Here is a 17841-nt window from a genome sequence, read left to right on the forward strand (position 1 = left end):
CGAAAAGTCCAGCTTTGACAACAGAGACCTCAATGCCCAGACAACGCCAGCCCCAATACCACCGTCAGCTCCAATAGCTCCAACAGGGCTCCGGCGGTGTCCCCTGTTGTCCCGCCCAGGCGCCGGCACATCAGGTGACGAATCCAGAAAAAGACCACGACCGACACCAGCAGCACCCAAAGTACCGTCAAGCCACCGAGCAGCACGCAGACCAGCGCACTGCCAACCAGCGTCCAACCCGCCGCCTGTCTGGGCAGGTGATCGGCCAGCGCTTGTCCAAGCCCTCCCGGGCGCACATAAGGGGTGCCCATGAACAGCCCCAGCAAGGCAGCGCGCCCGACCACCGGGCCCAATACCAGCCAGGCACCTGCGTCGCGCTCCACCAGCACCCAGAGAGCGCAGAACTTGAGCAACAGCACCAACACCACAGTAACGACAGCAATCGGTCCGCTGCGTGGGTCCTTCATGATCTGCAAGGTGCGCTCGCGATCACCAAAGCCCCCCAGCCACGCGTCGGCGGTGTCGGCCAGGCCATCCAGGTGCAGCGCACCACTGAGCAGCACCCACAGTGTGAGCAGCAAGGCCGCGTGCAAGGGCGCGGCGACACCTGCGAGCCACTGACTGGCCAACCATAGCAGCAGGCCGAACAGCAGGCCGATCACCGGGTAAAACAATAACGAACGGCCCATCTGCCGAGGCTCCGGCATCCCCGGCAAGCGCACCGGCAAACTGCTGAGAAACTGCAGGGCGATCCAGAACGGCAGCACTTCAGCCCTCCTCTCGCAGTTGGCCATCGCTCGCCAGGTTCAGGCGCCGCAACGCCCCGTGCCCGACCTCGATTTGAAGCAGCTGTTCACGCGGCAGGCCGCGGGCACGTGCCAGCAGCAGCCGCATCACGCCGCCATGGGTGATCAGCAGTACGCGCTTGCCCTGATGCTGCCTGGCCAAGTCGTCGACGGCCGCGAGCACCCGCTCGGCAAATGCACTCACTGGCTCGCCATTGGGCGGCGTGTAGCCATACGGGTCGGCCCAGAAGCGCCCCAGGTCATCCGCTTGTTCCTGCATGATCTGCGCGGCACTGCGCCCTTCCCAATCCCCAAAGTGCAGCTCACGCACGCCAGCTTCGCGTTGCACCGGCAGCGCCAGTCGCGTGCCGAGCTCATCGGCAAACTGTGCGCAGCGACGCAGGGGGGAACTGACCAGCACGTCCCAGGGCCCCGCCTCGGCTACCGCTTCGCGCATCTGTGCCCAACCGCGCTCGGTCAAGGCGTCGTCCAGGCTACCGCGCAGGCCACCGCCCAATTCGGTTTCGCCGTGGCGCAGCAGGTCGAGCCTCATACCGAGCGATCCGCCACGGCGGCTTCGGCGAAGGTCGCCATCTGCCCGTGCAAGGCGCAGGCCAGACGCATCAGCGGCACGGCCAATGCCGCACCGCTGCCCTCGCCCAGCCGCAAGCCGAGGGCGAGCAAGGGGGTCGCTTGCAGCGCTTCGAGCAAGGCCCGATGTCCCGGTTCCGCGCCCTGGTGAGCGAACAGCAGCCAAGGTCGGCAGTCAGGGTTCAGGCGCACCGCCACCAGGGCAGCGACACTGCAGATGAAGCCGTCCACCAACACCGCCACCCCCTGCTGGGCACAGGCCAGATAAGCACCGACCAGCGCGGTGATTTCAAAACCACCGACGCAGGCCAGGGCCTGCAGCGGGTCGTCGGCACGCAAGCCGTGCAGCGCCAGGGCACGCTCGATCACCTGCGCCTTGTGCCGCACGCCGACAGCATCCAGACCGGTACCTGGACCGCTCAGGGCCTGCGCCGAGCACTCCAACAGGACACTGGCCAACGCAGCTGCGGCGGTGGTGTTGCCGATGCCCATTTCGCCACCGATGAACAACGTGGCGCCCTGTTCGGCGGCACGCAACGCACTGTCGCGCCCGGCAGCGAGCGCCGCCTGCCATTGCGCCTCGGTCATCGCCGGTTGGCGGGCGAAGTTGGCCGTGCCGGCGCCCAGGCGCAGATGGCGTACCCCAGGCAAGGCAAGCTCAAGGTCGATGGTGCCCAGATCGACCACGTCCAAAGTGGCCTGAAGTTGGCGCGCCAGTACGCTGATCGCAGCGCCCCCCCCGACGAAATTGCGCAGCATCTGGCCGGTCACCGCTTGTGGATACGCGGAGATGCCCTCCTCCACCACCCCGTGGTCACCTGCGAAGATCGTGATGGCCACCCGTTCCAGGGTCGGCCGTTCACAGCCTTGCAGGCCCGCCAGTTGCACAGCCAGGCCTTCCAGTTGACCGAGCGAGCCGGCCGGCTTGGTCAGTTGCTGCTGACGGGCACGGGCCTGCTCCATGGCGGCGCTGTCGAGGGGTTGGCAGGCGTCACGCCACCAAGGTTGAGTCATAGGGAGGGTCCTTTGAGCATGAGAGGAAGGCCAGCCACCGTCAGTACCACGCGCTCGCAGCGCTCGGCCACCGCCTGGTGCAGCCAGCCGGCCTGGTCGACATAGCGACGGGTCAGCTCGCCCATAGGCACCACGCCCAGGCCGGTTTCGTTGCTGACCAGGATGATGGTGCCTGGCAGTGTCTGCAGGCATTCGAGCAGCGCATCGCGCTCCTGGGCCAGGCGTGTGTGGTCGTCCAGCATCAGCAGGTTGGTCAGCCACAGGGTCAGGCAGTCCACCAGCAGGCAGCGCCCTTCGGCGGCTTCGGCACGCAGCACGCTGGCCAAGGCCAAGGGCTCTTCGATCAGCCCCCAATCGGCGGGGCGACGTTGGCGATGCAGTTGCACGCGCTCGTTCATCTCACCGTCCAGCGGCTCGCTGGTGGCAATGTAGGTCACCGGCAGGCCGCTGGCCTGGGCCAATTGCTCGGCCAGGCGGCTCTTGCCGGAGCGGGCACCGCCCAGGATCAGGTTGCGCATGTCAGGCGACTCCACACAGTTGGCGCAGGCGCGCGGTGTCCAGATGTTGTTCCACGAGGTCGGCCAGGCGCTCGATGTCCCGCTCGCGCAGGGCGTCGTAGTCGATGGTCTGGGCGTCTTCCAGCCCGGCCCAACGCAGCAGCGCCGCACACGAGTGGCTGCCCTCGAACAGGCCGTGCAGGTAGGTAGCGAGCACCTGTCCGTCGGCGCTGATCGCGCCGTCACAACGGCCATCTTCCAGGTGCACGGCGGGGTGCTCCAGGGCCGGGCCGCGGGTGACGCCTGCGTGGATTTCATATCCCCCTACCTCAGCCTGCTCCAGGCTCAGGGTGCCGCGTACGTTACGCAGTTGCTTTTCAGCCTCCAGCTGCGTGACGTAATCCAGCAGACCCAACCCCGGGCTCGAGCCTGCCGGGCCTTCCAGGCCAAGCGGATCGTGAACTTCACGGCCGAGCATCTGTAGCCCACCACAGATACCGATGAGCTTGCCGCCATAGCGCAGGTGCCGGGCGATGGCAGTGTCCCAGCCGCGCGCGCGCAATTGCGCCAGATCGCCCCGCACGCTCTTGGAGCCGGGCAGGATGATCAGGTCCGCCGCAGGGATCGGCTGACCAGGGCCGACGAACTGCAGGTCGACCTGCGGGTGCAGGCGCAGCGGGTCGAAGTCGGTGTGATTGCTGATGCGCGGCAACACCGGGACGATCACCTTGAACAGGCGCCCGGCCTGGGTCGCCTGCCGTGCATCGATGGCATCCTCGGCTTCCAGATGCAGGTCGGTCACGTACGGCAACACGCCCAGTACCGGCTTGCCGGTGCGCTGCTCCAGCCAGTCCAGGCCCGGCTGCAGCAAGGCGATGTCACCGCGAAAACGATTGATGACGAAGCCCTTGACCCGCGCCTGCTCGCTCGGCGACAGCAGCTCCAGGGTACCGACCAGGTGGGCGAACACACCGCCACGATTGATATCCGCCACCAGAATCACTGGGCAGTCCACCGCTTCGGCAAAGCCCATGTTGGCGATATCACCCGCACGCAGGTTGATTTCCGCCGGCGAGCCCGCGCCCTCGACCATCACCACCGGATAGGCGGAGCTCAGGCGCTGGTGGGATTGCAGCACCGCTTGCATGGCGATGGCCTTGTAGTCGTGGTAGGCCACGGCATTCATGCACGTGACGGCACGGCCATGGACGATCACCTGGGCCCCGGTGTCGCTGTTGGGTTTGAGCAGTACCGGGTTCATGTCGGTGTGTGGCGCCAGGCGGCAGGCCTGGGCCTGTACCGCCTGGGCGCGACCGATCTCGCCGCCGTCGGCAGTCACCGCGCTGTTGAGCGCCATGTTCTGCGGCTTGAACGGCACCACACCGATGCCTTGGCGCAACAGCCAGCGGCACAAGGCGGTGACCAGCGTGCTTTTGCCGGCATCGGAGGTGGTGCCTTGCACCATGAGCGTGGTCATGCCGATTCCTTCTGGTATTGCGCCAGCGCCTGGCGCAGGCGCTGTTCGTCCGCTTCGTTGGCCGGTAGCCCCAGACGCACGGCCTGAGGCTGTTCGAACAGCCGCACCAGGATGCCCCGACGGGCGAGAAACTCATGCAGGTGCGCGGCTTGCGGCGTACGCACGTACTGGAACAGATCGCAGCCGCCGCTGGGCATCAGCCCCGCCTCTTCGAGCAGCGCCGCCAGACGCTGACTGGCTTGAGCACAACGGCTGGTCTGGGTGCGATGGGCCGCTGCGTCATTGAAGCAAGACTGCCCCAAAACCCGCGTCGGTCCGCTGATGGTCCAGGGGCCGAGCAGTTCGGCCAAGCGCTGCAACAGGGCCTGCTCGGCCATGACGAAGCCTAGTCGCACCCCCGCCAAGCCAAAGAACTTGCCGAACGAGCGCAACACGATCAGGCCCGCGCGATCGGCGCAATCAACGATGCTCTGGGCGGGGGTGTTGTCCATGAAGGCTTCGTCGACCAACAACCAACCGCCACGACGCGTCAGGCGAGCGTGCCAGTCGAGCAAGCGCTCGCGCGGTACGCACCGCCCCGTAGGGTTGTTGGGGTTGACCAGCACCAGCACATCGAGGCTGTCCAGGGCCTGTTCGACCTGCTCATCGGCCAGTTCGACCACTTGGTGTCCTGCACGCCGCCAGGCGTGAGGGTGCTCGGCATAGCAAGGCGCGAGCACGCCAACCCGTCCGGCGGGCCGCAGGGACGGCAAGCCTTGGATCGCCGCCTGGGAGCCGGCCACCGCCAGCAGGCTGTCGACGCCATAGTAGGTGCGCGCTGCCTGCTCCAGGCCATCTTCGACCTCGGGCAGGCGCGCCCAAGCCTCCACCGCAATCGCCGGGATGGCGTAGGGCCACGGGGCGATGCCGCTGGAAAGGTCTAGCCAGTGTTCACGGGCAATGCCGTACTGCCGCACTGCGCGCAGCAGACGACCACCATGTTCAAGCATTCCAATACGCTCCCAGGCAGATCACCAGCAACCACAGCCATACCCCGCGCTGCACCAGGCTCCAACCTCGTTCGATGGCCTCGGCGTCGGCCACAGGCCCCTCCCCCAGGCGCGCACGCTCGTGCAACTCGCCGTGGTACACCGCAGGTCCGCCCAGCTCGACACCCAGGGCACCTGCACCCGCTGCCATCACCGGGCCGGCATTCGGGCTGTCCCACAACGGCGCCTGGTTGCGCCAGCAGGCCAGGGCCAGGCGGGTCTTGCCCAGCAGCGCGTAGGTCAGCGCCACCAGCCGGGCTGGAATGTAGTTCAGGACATCGTCGATACGCGCCGCGGCCCAGCCGAAGCGTTCGAAGCGTTGATTGCGATAGCCCCACATGGCATCGAGGGTATTGCTCAGGCGATACAGCACCACCCCGGGCGCACCGGCCACGACAAACCAGAACAACGCCGCAAAGACCGCATCACTGCCGTTCTCCAGTACCGATTCGGTGGCGGCGCGGGCCACGGCGGGCTCATCCAGCTCGCGGGTTTCACGGCTCACCAGATACCCCACCCGCCGCCGCGCCTCGTCCAGATCCCCCCGACGCAGAGCTTCAGCCACCGGCTGAACATGCTCGCCCAGGCTGCGTAGCCCCAGGGCGCAATACAGCGCCAGCACATCCACCAGCCAGCCGATAAAGGGCAACCAGGAGAGCACCAGCGCCAGCAGAGTCAACGGCACCACGGCAAGCAGCCAGGCACTGACGCCATGGCTGCGCCAACCCCGACCGCCCGCGTTCAGCCGCTGCTCCAGGCGCGCGGCGAAGTTGCCGAACCCCACCAGCGGATGACGCCGTCTCGGCTCGCCCAGCAAGGCATCCAGGGCCACCCCGGCCACAGTCAGCAAAGCCACGCTCATTGCCGCTCTCCCCAATGGTTCTCATAGAGCATTTCACTCAGCGGCCGCTCCTGGGCCCATTGCTCCAGCACCAGCATTGGCGCCGGGTAGAACTCGACCACTGGCCCCAGGCACAGCACGGCCATCGGCTTGGCGCCCGCCGGCATGCCCAGCAGATCGCCCAGTGCCTGCGGGTCGAACAACGACACCCACCCCATGCCCAGGCCCTCGGCACGGGCTGCCAGCCAAAGGTTCTGAATGGCGCAGGCCAGCGATGCCAGGTCCATCTCCGGCAAGGTCCTGCGGCCGAAGATGTGCGCTTCGCGGTGGTCCATCAGTGCCGCCACCAATACCTCGGCACAATCCTGGATACCTTCGACCTTGAGCTTCATGAATTCATCGGAGCGCTCTCCAAGGGCCTGGGCGGTGCAGGCTCGCTCCTGTTCCACCAGCGCCTGGACTTGGCCACGCAAGGCGCGATCACTGATGCGGATGAAGCGCCAAGGCTGCATCAATCCGACACTGGGCGCCTGATGGGCAGCGGCCAGCAGGCGGGCGAGCAGCTCGGGCGCGACCTCGCCGCCTGCGAAATGGCGCATGTCGCGACGCTCGCCGATAGCGCGGTAGACCGCGGCGCGCTCGGCAGCGGAAAAGGCATGTTCGCTCATGGTCGCAGCAGCGCCGCCGTCGCGTGGGGGTTGGAGGGGAAATAGAAGTGTACGTACGACGCAGTCAGGCGCCCGATCCGATAGACCGCCTCGTTGCCGCGCCCACCGTTGGGGCTCTGGCCTCGGGCGATCGGCTCGAGCGCCGTCTCGGTCAAGGAGTGATGATAGGTGTGGCCGCGCAAGGTGCCCTCCGGCAATTCCACCGCTTGCAGGGCAAGGGCAGCCAGGCGCTTTTGCATCACCGCTTCACCCGGCAGCAGACCCAGCAACTCGGCGCGCTCGCCTGCCACATCAGTCAGGGCGTCGAGCAAATAGAGCATGCCGCCGCATTCGGCCAGCAAAGGCTTGCCCTGGACGTGATGGGCGCGGATCGCCTCGCGCATCGGCGCGTTGCTGGCCAGGGCGTGGTGGTGCAGTTCGGGATAGCCGCCAGGCAGGTAAAGGCTGTCCACGGACGGCAACGCCTGATCGTGTACAGGAGAAAAAAACACCAACTCCGCACCCAGCGCACGCAGCAAATCGAGGTTGGCGCCATAGGTGAAGGCAAAGGCTTCATCCCGGGCCACGCCAATGCGCACACCCGCCATGCACGGCAGCGCCTGTGCAGTTGTGGGGGCGGCGAATACCACCGGGGGCGGCAAGGCGGCATCACAGCTTTCGCCCAGGGCCTGAGCAGCGGCGTCCAGGCGCAGGTCCAGATCGTTGAGTTCACTGGCCTGGACCAATCCCAGGTGACGGCTGGGCAGCTCGATGCCGCGCTCGCGGGACAGCCCGCCATACCAGCGCAAGCCTTCAGTGAGGCTGCCTTCGAGCAACTGTGCATGACGCAGGCTGCCGACCCGGTTGGCCAGCACGCCGGCAAAGGGCAGGTCGCGCTGGTAGTGCGCAAGGCCCAGGGCCAGGGCACCGAAGGTCTGCGCCATGGCTGTGCCATCGATCACCGCGAGCACTGGTACGCCGAAGTGGCGCGCAAGGTCCGCGCTCGATGGCGTGCCATCGAACAACCCCATGACCCCTTCGATCAGGATCAGGTCGGCATCGCCTGCCGCCTCCCAGAGCAGACGCCGACTCTCGTCAGCCCCGATCATCCACAGGTCGAGTTGGTACACCGGCGCGCCGCTGGCGCGCTCGAGGATCATCGGGTCGAGAAAATCTGGCCCGCACTTGAACACTCGGACCTTACGGCCAAGGTTGCGGTGCAGGCGCGCCAGGGCAGCGGTGACAGTAGTCTTGCCCTGGCCAGAAGCGGGTGCCGCGATCAGCACCGCCGGACAATACCGGGGCTGGCTCATAGCTCCACGCCCTTCTGGGCACGGATGCCAGCCTGGAAGGCGTGCTTGATCACGCCCATCTCGGTGACGGTGTCGGCCAGCTCGATCATTTCGGGCTTGGCGGCGCGGCCGGTGACGATCACGTGTTGCATCGGCGGGCGGGCCTGCAGATCCGACAGCACTTGGTCGAGGTCCAGGTAGCCGTGCTTGAGGGCGATGTTCAGCTCGTCCAGCACCACGAACTGTACCGAAGGGTCCTGCAACAGCTGGCGCGACACCGCCCAGGCGGCTTCGGCGGCGGCGATGTCACGTTGGCGATCCTGGGTCTCCCAGGTGAAGCCCTCTCCCATGACGTGGTAGCGCACCTGTTCGGGGAAGCGGCGGAAGAACAGCTCTTCGCCTGTGCTGTCACGGCCCTTGATGAACTGCACCACGCCGCACTGCATGCCATGCCCCATGGCGCGGGCGAGCATGCCGAAGGCCGAGCTGCTCTTGCCTTTGCCATTGCCGGTGAGCACCAGCAGCAGGCCGCATTCATTGGGGGCATTGGCGATGCGCTCGTCGATGATCGCCTTCTTGCGCTGCATGCGCGCCAGGTGGCGTTCGTCGCGTTCGGTGGATTCGCTCATCAGGATTCTCCGCAAGCTGTCGACGCGCACGGAAGGCGACGACAGGTCGATAGACAGGCAGACGGAGAACGCGCAGAGGCCGCGGCAGAAGGCCACGGTGCACCGCGCATCACCCTCCGTGATGCCGTTGGCAGTGACAGGCCGGTCTCCGGGCTCGTGAGCAGGGCCTTGGCCCATGGATCGCGCGCCTTCCCGGATACCTGTATCCAGTGGCCCTGCACGACCTTTGACTCACCTACCGTTGCGGGGGCAGCGCCGGATTCGCGCCTTGCTGGCGCCCACCGGCTTCCCAGTTTCACCCTGCCCAACCGAAGGCTGGCAGAGCACCTGAAACACGCCGCGAAGGTTAGAGGGTTGGGGCGGGAGCGTCAATGAAGCGCGCCCGAGGCAATGCTCGACTTCATGGCTTGTGCCGGACGTGCAGCAGTGATATCACATAGCCATCAGTGTTCGGCAATGCGATCGAAACTATAAGGAGAGCGCAGCATGCGAGGCCTGATCATCAACAACCAGAACCTGGAATTCCTGCGACCGGCCCTGGAAGGCTGGATCGAGTGCATCGACCGCTTCAACCAGGTACATGGCGACAGCGAGGCGCCCTACTGGCACGGCGCGGCCACCAACAGCGGACTGCTCGCAGCCGCCGCCTGGCAGGCCGAACAGGTCGCCTTGGCGCACTATCCCAGCAAGAAGCAACGCGACGAAGGCGAACGCGAAGGCCGCTGCGACCTGTCGATCAGCACCGCCGAGCAATCCGTTCATCTACATGTCAGCCAACGCTGGCCGCGCATCGCCCGCCTGGACCTGGCCACTGCCCTGCAGGAAACCGCCACTCTCGCCCGCCCGATCGCCTACCCCAGCCAGCTCAAGGCCGGCGCGTTGTTCGTCAGCCCCTGGAAGGCCGGGCAGCACGCCAGTCCCGAGGAGCTGCAAGACTTGGTCGACGACCTGCAAAAACACACAGCCTGCGCCATCGCCTGGCATTTCCCCTACGCCTACCGTTCGCTGCACAACGAACTGGGGCAGTATTTCCCTGGGGTGGCATTGTTGCTCAAGCAGGCGTAGGCAAGCCGATGAGCCCACGCGGAAGCCATCCGGCGGTCGCTAGGCCCATTCGCCTGGAGTGAACCTACCCCGACGCATCCGACTCTCAATTCTCACAAGCCAATGAGGATTGCGAGCATGGACAGGATGCGTATCGCGATGGTGTTGGCCCTGAGTGCCAGCCTAAGCGCCTGCGGCGAGTCCGCGCGCCTGGAGGTCAGCGACGGCTTCGGCCCCTCGCCTCGCCTGCCCGAGCCCAACAAGACCCTGATCCCGACCGTCAACATCGCCCCGGCGACCGGCTGGCCGGACGGCGCCACGCCGACGGCCGCCGCGGGCACCCGAGTGGTGGCCTTCGCCAGGGACCTCGATCACCCACGCTGGCTCTACGTACTGCCCAATGGCGATGTCTTGGTGGCCGAAACCAATGCCCCGCCCAAGCCCGAGGACGGCAAGGGCCTGCGCGGCTGGGTAATGGGCAAAGTCATGGAGCGTGCCGGTGCCGGGGTCCCCAGCGCCAATCGCATCACCCTGCTGCGCGATGCCGACCATGATGGTGTCGCCGAGGTGCGCAGTACGTTCATCGAAGGGCTCAACTCCCCCTTCGGCATGACCTTGGTAGGCAAGGACCTCTATGTGGCCGACACTGACCGGCTGTTGCGCTTTCACTACGAGGAAGGCGCGATGCAGATCCGCGCCGAAGGACGCCCGGTCACCGACCTGCCCGGCGGCCCGTTGAATCACCACTGGACCAAAAACGTCATCGCCAGCCCCGATGGCAAGAAGCTTTACGTTACCGTGGGTTCCAACAGCAATGTCGGCGAGAACGGCCTGGAAAAGGAACAAGGCCGCGCCGCGATCTGGGAGGTGGCCCCGGCCAGCGGTGAACACCGCATCTTCGCCTCAGGCCTGCGCAACCCCAACGGGCTGGCGTGGGAGCCCCGTACCGGCGCGCTATGGACGGCGGTCAATGAACGCGACGAGATCGGCAGCGACTTGGTGCCCGACTACATCACCTCGGTGAAGGACGGCGGCTTCTATGGCTGGCCTTTCAGTTACTACGGGCAGCATGTGGATCAACGGGTCGAGCCGCAGGATCCTGGCAAAGTCGCCCAGGCGATCGTCCCAGACTACGCAGTGGGGGCCCATACCGCATCGCTGGGGCTGGCGTTTGCCCAGGCCGGCGCGTTGCCGCCGCCCTTCGAGCAGGGAGCCTTCGTGGGCCAGCATGGGTCTTGGAACCGCAAGCCGCACAGTGGCTACAAGGTGATCTTCGTGCCGTTCGACAGCGAGGGTAAGCCCGCAGGCAAACCGATCGACCTGTTGACCGGTTTTCTCGATGGCAAGGGCAAGGCCATGGGACGCCCGGTGGGCGTGGTCAATGACCGAGGCGGGCTCTTGGTGGCAGATGATGTGGGCAATGTGGTTTGGCGCGTGAGCCGAAAGTGAGCGCAGCTCAGGGATTTTGAGCCAGATGCCCGGTTGGCAATACGCGTTTGGCCTGCAGATAGGCCCGGGACCAGTAGCTGTTGGAGAGGTAATCCAAGCGCACCGTGCCGCCTGTGGATGGCGCATGCACGAAACGCCCCTCCCCCACGTAGATCCCGGCGTGGCTGACCTGCGACCCGCCGCTGGTGGCGAAGAACACCAGATCTCCGGACTGCAGGGCGTTGATGTCCACATTGGGCGCCCGCATGACGATCATCTCGCGGGTCGAACGCGGCAGGCTGATCCCGGCGGCGTCCCGATAGACGTAGCCGATCAGGCCACTGCAATCGAACCCCGAATCCGGCGTGTTGCCGCCCCAGCGATACGGCGTGCCTACCAGGCCGATCGCACGGAACAGCACGTCCTCGGCCATGGGCGAAGACGACCCTTGCTGATTGAAGATGACCTTCGGCTTGACCACCGGAGCCGGTGCCGGAGCATGGCTGGAGCAGGCCGCGAGCAGTGCCGCCAGGGAAAGGAATGCGAAGCGCGCCAACATCGCCATGGTCAGAACATCCTGTCTGGAACCGTTCGGCCGCAGCCGAAGCCAAAAGTGGTGAGAATTTAGATTAGACGCTTTCTGTAAATGCGCACGGCGGCGAGCTTTTCAGCATCGCCGCCGCGGCAGGGTACATCATTTTAATATCAGTTGCGCGAGATTGTGGTCGGCGCCATCGCCAAGGCGCGCTTGGCTTCAATGAAGGTCTTGCTCCAGTAACGATCGCCAAGGCTGTCGATGCGTACACCGCCGCTGCGGCGGCTGCTGGAGTGGATGAACTGGTTGTCACCCAGGTAGATGCCGGCATGGCTGACACGGCCACGGCCGTTGGTGCTGAAGAACAGCAGGTCGCCAGGCTTGAGCTTGTTGCGGGACACCTTCGGCGCATCGACGTTGATCATTTCACGCGTCGAGCGCGGCAGGTTCAGACCGGCTTCTTCGCGGAACAGATAACCAATGAAACCACTGCAATCGAAGCCGGACTTCTCCGAAGTACCGCCAAAACGGTAACGGGTGCCGATCAGCGACATGCCACGCTCCAGGATGCTGTCGGCCAGGGCTGGCAGCTCGTAGGGCTTGCTGTTGCTGGAAAAGGCTTCCAGGTCTTCTTCAGTGGCCAGCGGCTCTTCACCGAAGACGGAAGAGGCAGAGGGTTTGATCAGGCTCGCGGAGTGCGCGGCGATCGAGTGTTGATCCTGCGGCTGGGAAACGGGGCCTTGGGAGGCGCAGCCAAAAAGCAGGGTCACGAGTGCAAGTGGCACGAGGGGTGCGAAGCGCTTCAGCATGGGCACGACCGTGTCTGTAATCCTTTAGAAGGGTGAAACTATGCCCTCTATCATGGCCATTTGCAAATTTTATCGAAAAAAATGTGACTTTTCTGTTTTCGGGCTCTGGCCCGCGCTTTTCGGGGGTTACCAGCCCAAGGTTTCCTTGAGAAACGGAATGGTCAGCTTGCGCTGGGCCTGAAGCGAAGCCTGGTCGAGACGCTCGAGCAGGTCGAACAGCGCGCTCATGCTGCGCGCACCGCGTGTCAGGATGAAATGACCGACCTCATCGGTAAGGTGCAGACCGCGCCGGGAAGCGCGCAGTTGCAAAGCGCGCAGCTTGTCCTCGTCGGACAATCCGCGCATCTGGAAGATCAGCGCCAAGGTCAGCCGGGATTTGAGGTCAGGGAGTTTGATCGGCAGCTCGCGCGGCGAGGCGGAGGCCGCGAGCAATAGGCGTCGACCGCTATCGCGCAGGCGGTTGAACAGATGGAACATGGACTCTTCCCAATCCGCCTTGCCCGCGATGACATGCAGATCGTCGATGCACACCAGCTCGTACTGCTCAAGGTAATCGAGCAATTCCACGCCTCGGTCGAGCAGTTGTGCCAGAGGGAGGTAGACCGCAGGTTCACCCAACTGCTGGAAGCGGTGGGTGGCGGCCTGGAGCAGATGGGTACGACCCACGCCCTGCTTGCCCCACAAGTAGATGAGGCTCTCGGTCCAGCCGGCGTCGGCTTCGCATAGCCGCTCGACGTAGCCCAATGCCGCGGCATTGGCGCCCGGATAATAGTTGATGAAGGTGGCGTCATCGCGCAGGCGCACACCCAGGGGCAACTGGATCGGTTTCATGCTGGCGGGCGGTCGCGAGGACCACAGGGGGCCTTTGGTGAACAGTGTGCAAAGTCTATACCCGCAGCGCGGGCGGCACAATGCGCGAGGGTAAGAGCATAAGGAAAATCAAGGAGTTGCGAGAGCATTTTACCGTTTGAAGCCCATCGCCCCCCTTGCCTACGAAAAGGGCCGCAAAGCAGCCCTCTCGCATCAAAGCTGCGGATCGATATCCCCCGCATACATGTCCGACTCCTTGTAGAGGTCGTGCACATGGCGCAACAGCACCATGATCACCGCCGCCACTGGCAGCGCGAGCAGCACACCGGTAAAGCCGAACAGCTCGCCCCCGGCCAGGATGGCGAAAATCACCGCTACCGGGTGCAGCCCGATTCGATCGCCCACCAACAGTGGCGTAAGCACCATCCCCTCGAGAGCCTGGCCGACCATGAACACCGCAACGATGCCCAACATCGGGTACAGGTCGCCGCCAAACTGGAATAGACCGGCGATCAAGGCCGCACCGATACCGATGATGAAGCCCATGTATGGCACGATGGCCGCAAGCCCTGCCAGAAGGCCGATCAACAGGCCCAGCTCCAGGCCTACCAGCATCAGACCTCCTGCATAGATCAAACCAAGCGCCAGCATTACAAGCAACTGGCCACGCACGAACGCCCCCAGCACTTCATGGCACTCGCCCGCCAGCCCCATCACCTGGCGCTCACGCTGACGCGGCAGCAGGCTGCGCAGCTTGGCCATCATCAGGTCCCAATCGCGCAGCAGGTAGAAGCCCACCACCGGAATCAGCACCAGATTGGCCAGCCAGGCGAGCAATGCCAGGCCCGAGGCAGTGGCCTGGGACAACAGCATGCCGACGATATCGGTGGTCTGGCCCATGTGCGCACCGATGGCGGCCTTGATCTTGTCGAACTTCCAGAACCCATCGGCCAGGCCCAGGCGGCTCTGCACCCAGGGCAAGGCGACATGCTGCAACCAGTCGAGCATCTGTGGTGTCAGTTCGTACAGGCGCACCAGCTGCTTGGCCAGCATCGGAACCAGCACCAGCAGCAAGGCCAGGAAAATGAGCGTGAACAGGCTGAACACCACCACCACGCCCCAGGTGCGCGACAGCCCCATGCGCTCCAGCCGATCGACCAGCGGGTCGGCCAGATACGCTAAAAGAATGCCTACCAAAAACGGCGACAAGATGTTGTGCAGGAAATAAAGCAGCGCAGCGACCAGCAGCGCCACACCCAGCCACGCCCAACGGCGAACCTCGATCATGCCTGGCACTCCTTACCAGCGAAAACGCAGGCCGTCGAACGGCTTGGGCGCAGCCGGCTGGGCGGCGGCGGGTTGTCCATCTGCCGCCGGAGCAGGTGCCGGAGCAGAGGACTGCTCAGGGGGCAACTCCTGCAACTTGGCCAGCCCCAGCTGAGCACGCAACTGTTCGCGGTTACCGGTGACGCTGTAGGTCAGGGTACCGCCGTCGACTTGCCGCAAACGCGGGGCGTAGGGTTCGAGTACCCGACTGAGCTCTGCATAATGCTGCAGGTTCATGCCCTGCACCTGCAGTTGCAGCTCGCTGCTGGCGCCCGGGCGGGTGACGTAGCGCGGCGCCAGACGCGTGCTGATCGCCAGCATCACCGCATCGGCCAGGGCGGCCTGGTCGGCGCCTTCGGCAGTGCCTTGCTCACGCTGGTCGCCCAGCCACAACTGCCATTTGCCCTGCCACTTGCCATCGGCCTCGTGGGCATGCACAGCCAGCAACGCATCGGCGCCGTAGCGCTCGGATGCCTCGCGCAGCGGCGCAGGGTCGCTGCCTTCGAGCTGCTTGGCGTTGGCGACCAGTTGCTCCTGCAGATCGGCCAAAGGCAGGCGCAGCGGCAAACCTCGGTGCTGGGCGGCGCGGCGCAGTGGCGCAGCTGTCGACTGGCCGTCGCCGACCAGGTTGCTGCCCTCGGCACTGTCGTTCAGCCACCAGCCGAGTATCGAGGGACGGTTGCTGCCCCACAGTGCCAGGCCAGCCTGGCGTAGGGCACGCTCGGTGCTGCCGGGGTCGAATTCCACCAACAGGGTTTCAGGCGGACCGGCTTCGGAGCCCACCTGGTTGATGATTTGTTGCGGGTCCTTGCGCAGGGCCGCCAGGGCTGGGCTTTGCGCGGCCTTGGGATCGCCGGTCAAACGCAGCACCAGTGTGTCCAAAGCTTTGCCAGTGGCTTGGGCGCGGGCGTCGCTGCCCTGCCCTTCGATCGGTTCACGGACTTGGTAGAGCCCGGAAACCGGCTCGGCCTGTGCGACGACACTGCCCGCGATCAGGCAGGCGGCAGCCAGGTAATTGAGAAAACGCATGGAGGATTCCTGTCCAGATGACCAAGGGGCACCGAGCCCCGAATCTGCTGCTGTGACCACGACACCGCGCAAAACGCTCCGCCATGCCGGACAGATTCGGCCCGCCGCCATTGCTATTACCTTATACAGGCACTGGCGCGGCAACCAGTCGCGGCCTGTGAAAGGATGTTTTTTGCCAGATTCGCGGCCTGCCCGTCGGCCTGAGGATGGCCGCTGCCCGGCAACCCTGATAAAATCGCGCGCCTTCGCAGACCAGTGACGTACAGGCAGCCGCCGCCCTTCGAGCCGGCCTTGGCCGTCGCGGTCGTTTTCCCGAATCCCTCCCTCTTAAAGGCCTGGATCAATGAGCAAGCAACCCTCCCTGAGCTACAAGGACGCCGGTGTAGACATCGACGCCGGCGAAGCACTGGTCGAACGCATCAAGGGCGTGGCCAAGCGCACCGCACGCCCTGAAGTCATGGGTGGCCTGGGCGGCTTCGGCGCCCTTTGCGAGATCCCGGCCGGCTACAAGCAGCCGGTTCTGGTCTCCGGCACGGACGGCGTCGGCACCAAGCTGCGCCTGGCGCTGAACCTGAACAAGCACGACAGCATCGGCCAGGACCTGGTCGCCATGTGCGTCAACGACCTGGTGGTCTGCGGTGCCGAACCGCTGTTCTTCCTCGATTACTACGCCACTGGCAAGCTCAACGTCGACGTGGCCGCCACCGTGGTCACCGGCATTGGCGCCGGCTGCGAACTGGCCGGCTGCTCGCTGGTCGGTGGCGAAACCGCCGAGATGCCTGGCATGTATGAAGGCGAGGATTACGACCTGGCCGGCTTCTGCGTCGGCGTGGTGGAAAAATCCGAAATCATCGACGGCTCCAAGGTCGTCACCGGCGACGCCCTGATCGCCCTGCCATCCTCCGGCCCGCATTCCAACGGTTACTCGCTGATTCGCAAGATCCTCGAAGTCTCCGGCACCGACATCGAGAATACCCAGCTCGACGGCAAGCCTCTGGCCGATCTGCTGATGGCTCCGACCCGCATCTACGTCAAGCCGCTGCTCAAGCTGATCAAGGACACCGGCGCAGTCAAGGCGATGGCCCACATCACCGGCGGTGGCCTGCTGGACAACATCCCACGCGTCCTGCCCGACAACGCCCAGGCCATCATCGACGTGGCCAGCTGGCAGCGCCCGGCGGTATTCGACTTCCTGCAGCAAAAAGGCAACGTCGACGAGCACGAGATGCACCGCGTGCTGAACTGCGGCGTGGGCATGGTCATTTGCGTGGCCCAGGACAAAGTCGACAGCGCCCTGCAAGTGCTGCGTGACGCCGGCGAACAGCCATGGGTCATCGGCCGCATCGCCGAAGCGCCGGCTGGCGCCGCCCAGGTCGAATTGCAGAACCTCAAGGCGCACTGATGCCAAGCAAGACCTGCAATGTCGTAGTACTGCTGTCGGGCTCCGGCAGCAACCTGCAAGCGCTGATCGACAACAGCCGTGGCGAAGACAGCCCGGTGCGCATCCGTGGCGTGATCTCCAATCGCGCCGATGCCTATGGCCTGCAACGGGCCCAGGCAGCGGGCATCGAGACCGCCGTGCTCGCGCACGGTGGCTTCGATGGCCGTGAAGCCTTCGACGCGGCGCTGATGGCGTTGATCGACGGCTTCAAGCCCGATCTGGTGGTGCTGGCGGGCTTCATGCGCATCCTCAGCGGCGGCTTCGTGCGCCACTACCAAGGCCGCCTGCTGAACATCCACCCGTCGCTGCTGCCCAAGTACAAGGGCCTGCACACCCACCAGCGTGCGTTGGAGGCGGGCGACGCGGAGCATGGTTGCAGCGTACACTTCGTCACCGAGGAACTCGATGGCGGCCCTCTGGTCGTACAGGCTGTGGTACCGGTGGAGCCAGGCGATACAGCCGACAGCCTGGCACAGCGCGTTCATCGCCAGGAACACCAGATCTACCCGCTGGCGGTGCGCTGGTTCGCCGAAGGACGCTTGCGTCTGGGCGAACAAGGTGCACTACTGGATGGCCAGCCCCTGGCGGCCAGCGGTCACTTGATTCGACCCTAGGAGA

General features: G+C 65.2%; 19 protein-coding genes and 1 riboswitch. Of the genes, 4 read left to right on the plus strand and 15 right to left on the minus strand.

The genetic code is table 11. From position 1 onward, the window contains the following. Window positions 1–29: 29 nt before the first annotated feature. The 10 genes from J5X93_RS19890 to cobO are packed head-to-tail and all read right to left on the minus strand — an operon-like array spanning window position 30 to window position 8801. Entirely contained in the window at window positions 30–767 is a 738-nt protein-coding gene (locus tag J5X93_RS19890) for an adenosylcobinamide-GDP ribazoletransferase (protein WP_102082291.1), read from the minus strand. Window position 768: 1 nt separating this feature from the next. After that, window positions 769–1338 carry an alpha-ribazole phosphatase family protein gene (gene cobC / locus J5X93_RS19895; RefSeq protein ID WP_102082292.1) on the minus strand — a complete coding sequence of 190 codons (570 nt, stop codon included), beginning with the start codon at window positions 1336–1338 and terminating at the stop codon, window positions 769–771. Continuing rightward, on the minus strand, window positions 1335–2390 hold the full coding sequence (gene cobT, locus J5X93_RS19900) for a nicotinate-nucleotide--dimethylbenzimidazole phosphoribosyltransferase (protein WP_102082293.1): 1056 nt from the start codon (window positions 2388–2390) through the stop codon (window positions 1335–1337). The genes cobC and cobT overlap by 4 nt, the downstream gene beginning before the upstream one ends. Beyond that, window positions 2387–2908, minus strand: coding sequence for a bifunctional adenosylcobinamide kinase/adenosylcobinamide-phosphate guanylyltransferase (cobU, locus tag J5X93_RS19905; protein ID WP_102082294.1), 522 nt, complete (start codon window positions 2906–2908; stop codon window positions 2387–2389). The genes cobT and cobU overlap by 4 nt, the downstream gene beginning before the upstream one ends. A gap of 1 nt (window position 2909) precedes the next feature. Further along, the gene (locus J5X93_RS19910; RefSeq protein ID WP_043215724.1) at window positions 2910–4364 is read right to left on the minus strand and encodes a cobyric acid synthase; all 1455 of its coding nucleotides are present in this window, start codon (window positions 4362–4364) and stop codon (window positions 2910–2912) included. Beyond that, window positions 4361–5353, minus strand: a complete 993-nt coding sequence (gene cobD / locus J5X93_RS19915; RefSeq protein WP_090343601.1) for a threonine-phosphate decarboxylase CobD — start codon at window positions 5351–5353, stop codon at window positions 4361–4363. The genes J5X93_RS19910 and cobD overlap by 4 nt, the downstream gene beginning before the upstream one ends. Continuing rightward, the gene (gene cbiB, locus J5X93_RS19920; RefSeq protein ID WP_090343599.1) at window positions 5346–6254 is read right to left on the minus strand and encodes an adenosylcobinamide-phosphate synthase CbiB; all 909 of its coding nucleotides are present in this window, start codon (window positions 6252–6254) and stop codon (window positions 5346–5348) included. Before cbiB ends, cobD begins: the two co-directional genes overlap by 8 nt. Continuing rightward, window positions 6251–6901, minus strand: a complete 651-nt coding sequence (gene bluB / locus J5X93_RS19925) for a 5,6-dimethylbenzimidazole synthase (RefSeq protein WP_043215661.1) — start codon at window positions 6899–6901, stop codon at window positions 6251–6253. Before bluB ends, cbiB begins: the two co-directional genes overlap by 4 nt. Next, on the minus strand, window positions 6898–8193 hold the full coding sequence (locus tag J5X93_RS19930; RefSeq protein WP_102082295.1) for a cobyrinic acid a,c-diamide synthase CobB: 1296 nt from the start codon (window positions 8191–8193) through the stop codon (window positions 6898–6900). Before J5X93_RS19930 ends, bluB begins: the two co-directional genes overlap by 4 nt. Further along, on the minus strand, window positions 8190–8801 hold the full coding sequence (gene cobO / locus J5X93_RS19935) for a cob(I)yrinic acid a,c-diamide adenosyltransferase (protein ID WP_043215681.1): 612 nt from the start codon (window positions 8799–8801) through the stop codon (window positions 8190–8192). The genes J5X93_RS19930 and cobO overlap by 4 nt, the downstream gene beginning before the upstream one ends. Window positions 8802–8923: 122 nt before the next feature. Then, window positions 8924–9147: riboswitch (cobalamin riboswitch) on the minus strand. 140 nt (window positions 9148–9287) lie between these two features. Between cobO and J5X93_RS19940 the strand changes: the two genes are divergently transcribed. Both J5X93_RS19940 and J5X93_RS19945 read left to right on the plus strand, forming a co-directional pair. Then, window positions 9288–9866, plus strand: coding sequence for a hypothetical protein (locus tag J5X93_RS19940; RefSeq protein WP_043215665.1), 579 nt, complete (start codon window positions 9288–9290; stop codon window positions 9864–9866). Window positions 9867–9992: 126 nt separating this feature from the next. After that, window positions 9993–11294 carry a PQQ-dependent sugar dehydrogenase gene (locus J5X93_RS19945; RefSeq protein ID WP_420916303.1) on the plus strand — a complete coding sequence of 434 codons (1302 nt, stop codon included), beginning with the start codon at window positions 9993–9995 and terminating at the stop codon, window positions 11292–11294. A gap of 7 nt (window positions 11295–11301) precedes the next feature. Here the strand turns inward: J5X93_RS19945 and J5X93_RS19950 are convergent, their stop codons facing one another. The 5 genes from J5X93_RS19950 to J5X93_RS19970 all read right to left on the minus strand — a co-directional run bounded on the left by J5X93_RS19950 (window position 11302) and on the right by J5X93_RS19970 (window position 15782). Further along, a complete protein-coding gene (locus J5X93_RS19950; RefSeq protein ID WP_043215667.1) occupies window positions 11302–11838 on the minus strand; it encodes a C40 family peptidase in 537 nt (178 codons plus the stop codon). A 140-nt stretch (window positions 11839–11978) separates the two neighbouring features. Then, window positions 11979–12617, minus strand: coding sequence for a C40 family peptidase (locus J5X93_RS19955; RefSeq protein WP_043215669.1), 639 nt, complete (start codon window positions 12615–12617; stop codon window positions 11979–11981). Window positions 12618–12743: 126 nt separating this feature from the next. Beyond that, window positions 12744–13448 carry a DnaA regulatory inactivator Hda gene (gene hda / locus J5X93_RS19960; protein WP_070091725.1) on the minus strand — a complete coding sequence of 235 codons (705 nt, stop codon included), beginning with the start codon at window positions 13446–13448 and terminating at the stop codon, window positions 12744–12746. Between the two features lie 192 nt (window positions 13449–13640). Next, window positions 13641–14714 carry an AI-2E family transporter gene (locus tag J5X93_RS19965; RefSeq protein WP_043215674.1) on the minus strand — a complete coding sequence of 358 codons (1074 nt, stop codon included), beginning with the start codon at window positions 14712–14714 and terminating at the stop codon, window positions 13641–13643. 12 nt (window positions 14715–14726) lie between these two features. Next, entirely contained in the window at window positions 14727–15782 is a 1056-nt protein-coding gene (locus J5X93_RS19970; RefSeq protein WP_090343588.1) for a DUF2066 domain-containing protein, read from the minus strand. A 343-nt stretch (window positions 15783–16125) separates the two neighbouring features. Here J5X93_RS19970 and purM point away from each other — a divergent pair, with 343 nt between their 5' ends. Next, window positions 16126–17184, plus strand: a complete 1059-nt coding sequence (gene purM, locus J5X93_RS19975; RefSeq protein WP_070572965.1) for a phosphoribosylformylglycinamidine cyclo-ligase — start codon at window positions 16126–16128, stop codon at window positions 17182–17184. Then, the gene (gene purN / locus J5X93_RS19980; RefSeq protein WP_090343586.1) at window positions 17184–17837 is read left to right on the plus strand and encodes a phosphoribosylglycinamide formyltransferase; all 654 of its coding nucleotides are present in this window, start codon (window positions 17184–17186) and stop codon (window positions 17835–17837) included. Before purM ends, purN begins: the two co-directional genes overlap by 1 nt. Window positions 17838–17841 lie beyond the last annotated feature (4 nt).

This window comes from Pseudomonas sp. BYT-1 (assembly GCF_023611805.1).
Taxonomy (GTDB): Bacteria; Pseudomonadota; Gammaproteobacteria; order Pseudomonadales; family Pseudomonadaceae; genus Aquipseudomonas; species Aquipseudomonas guariconensis.

Coding starts and splice junctions, on each gene's coding strand:
- J5X93_RS19965 (WP_043215674.1), bottom strand. CDS start 14,714: ATGATCGAGGTTCGCCGTTGGGCGTGGCTGGGTGTGGCGCTGCTGGTC.
- cobT (WP_102082293.1), bottom strand. CDS start 2,390: ATGACTCAACCTTGGTGGCGTGACGCCTGCCAACCCCTCGACAGCGCC.
- cobU (WP_102082294.1), bottom strand. CDS start 2,908: ATGCGCAACCTGATCCTGGGCGGTGCCCGCTCCGGCAAGAGCCGCCTG.
- bluB (WP_043215661.1), bottom strand. CDS start 6,901: ATGAGCGAACATGCCTTTTCCGCTGCCGAGCGCGCCGCGGTCTACCGC.
- J5X93_RS19940 (WP_043215665.1), top strand. CDS start 9,288: ATGCGAGGCCTGATCATCAACAACCAGAACCTGGAATTCCTGCGACCG.
- cobC (WP_102082292.1), bottom strand. CDS start 1,338: ATGAGGCTCGACCTGCTGCGCCACGGCGAAACCGAATTGGGCGGTGGC.
- J5X93_RS19945 (WP_420916303.1), top strand. CDS start 9,993: ATGCGTATCGCGATGGTGTTGGCCCTGAGTGCCAGCCTAAGCGCCTGC.
- purN (WP_090343586.1), top strand. CDS start 17,184: ATGCCAAGCAAGACCTGCAATGTCGTAGTACTGCTGTCGGGCTCCGGC.
- J5X93_RS19950 (WP_043215667.1), bottom strand. CDS start 11,838: ATGGCGATGTTGGCGCGCTTCGCATTCCTTTCCCTGGCGGCACTGCTC.
- J5X93_RS19930 (WP_102082295.1), bottom strand. CDS start 8,193: ATGAGCCAGCCCCGGTATTGTCCGGCGGTGCTGATCGCGGCACCCGCT.
- purM (WP_070572965.1), top strand. CDS start 16,126: ATGAGCAAGCAACCCTCCCTGAGCTACAAGGACGCCGGTGTAGACATC.
- J5X93_RS19955 (WP_043215669.1), bottom strand. CDS start 12,617: ATGCTGAAGCGCTTCGCACCCCTCGTGCCACTTGCACTCGTGACCCTG.
- J5X93_RS19910 (WP_043215724.1), bottom strand. CDS start 4,364: ATGACCACGCTCATGGTGCAAGGCACCACCTCCGATGCCGGCAAAAGC.
- cobO (WP_043215681.1), bottom strand. CDS start 8,801: ATGAGCGAATCCACCGAACGCGACGAACGCCACCTGGCGCGCATGCAG.
- cobD (WP_090343601.1), bottom strand. CDS start 5,353: ATGCTTGAACATGGTGGTCGTCTGCTGCGCGCAGTGCGGCAGTACGGC.
- J5X93_RS19970 (WP_090343588.1), bottom strand. CDS start 15,782: ATGCGTTTTCTCAATTACCTGGCTGCCGCCTGCCTGATCGCGGGCAGT.
- hda (WP_070091725.1), bottom strand. CDS start 13,448: ATGAAACCGATCCAGTTGCCCCTGGGTGTGCGCCTGCGCGATGACGCC.
- cbiB (WP_090343599.1), bottom strand. CDS start 6,254: ATGAGCGTGGCTTTGCTGACTGTGGCCGGGGTGGCCCTGGATGCCTTG.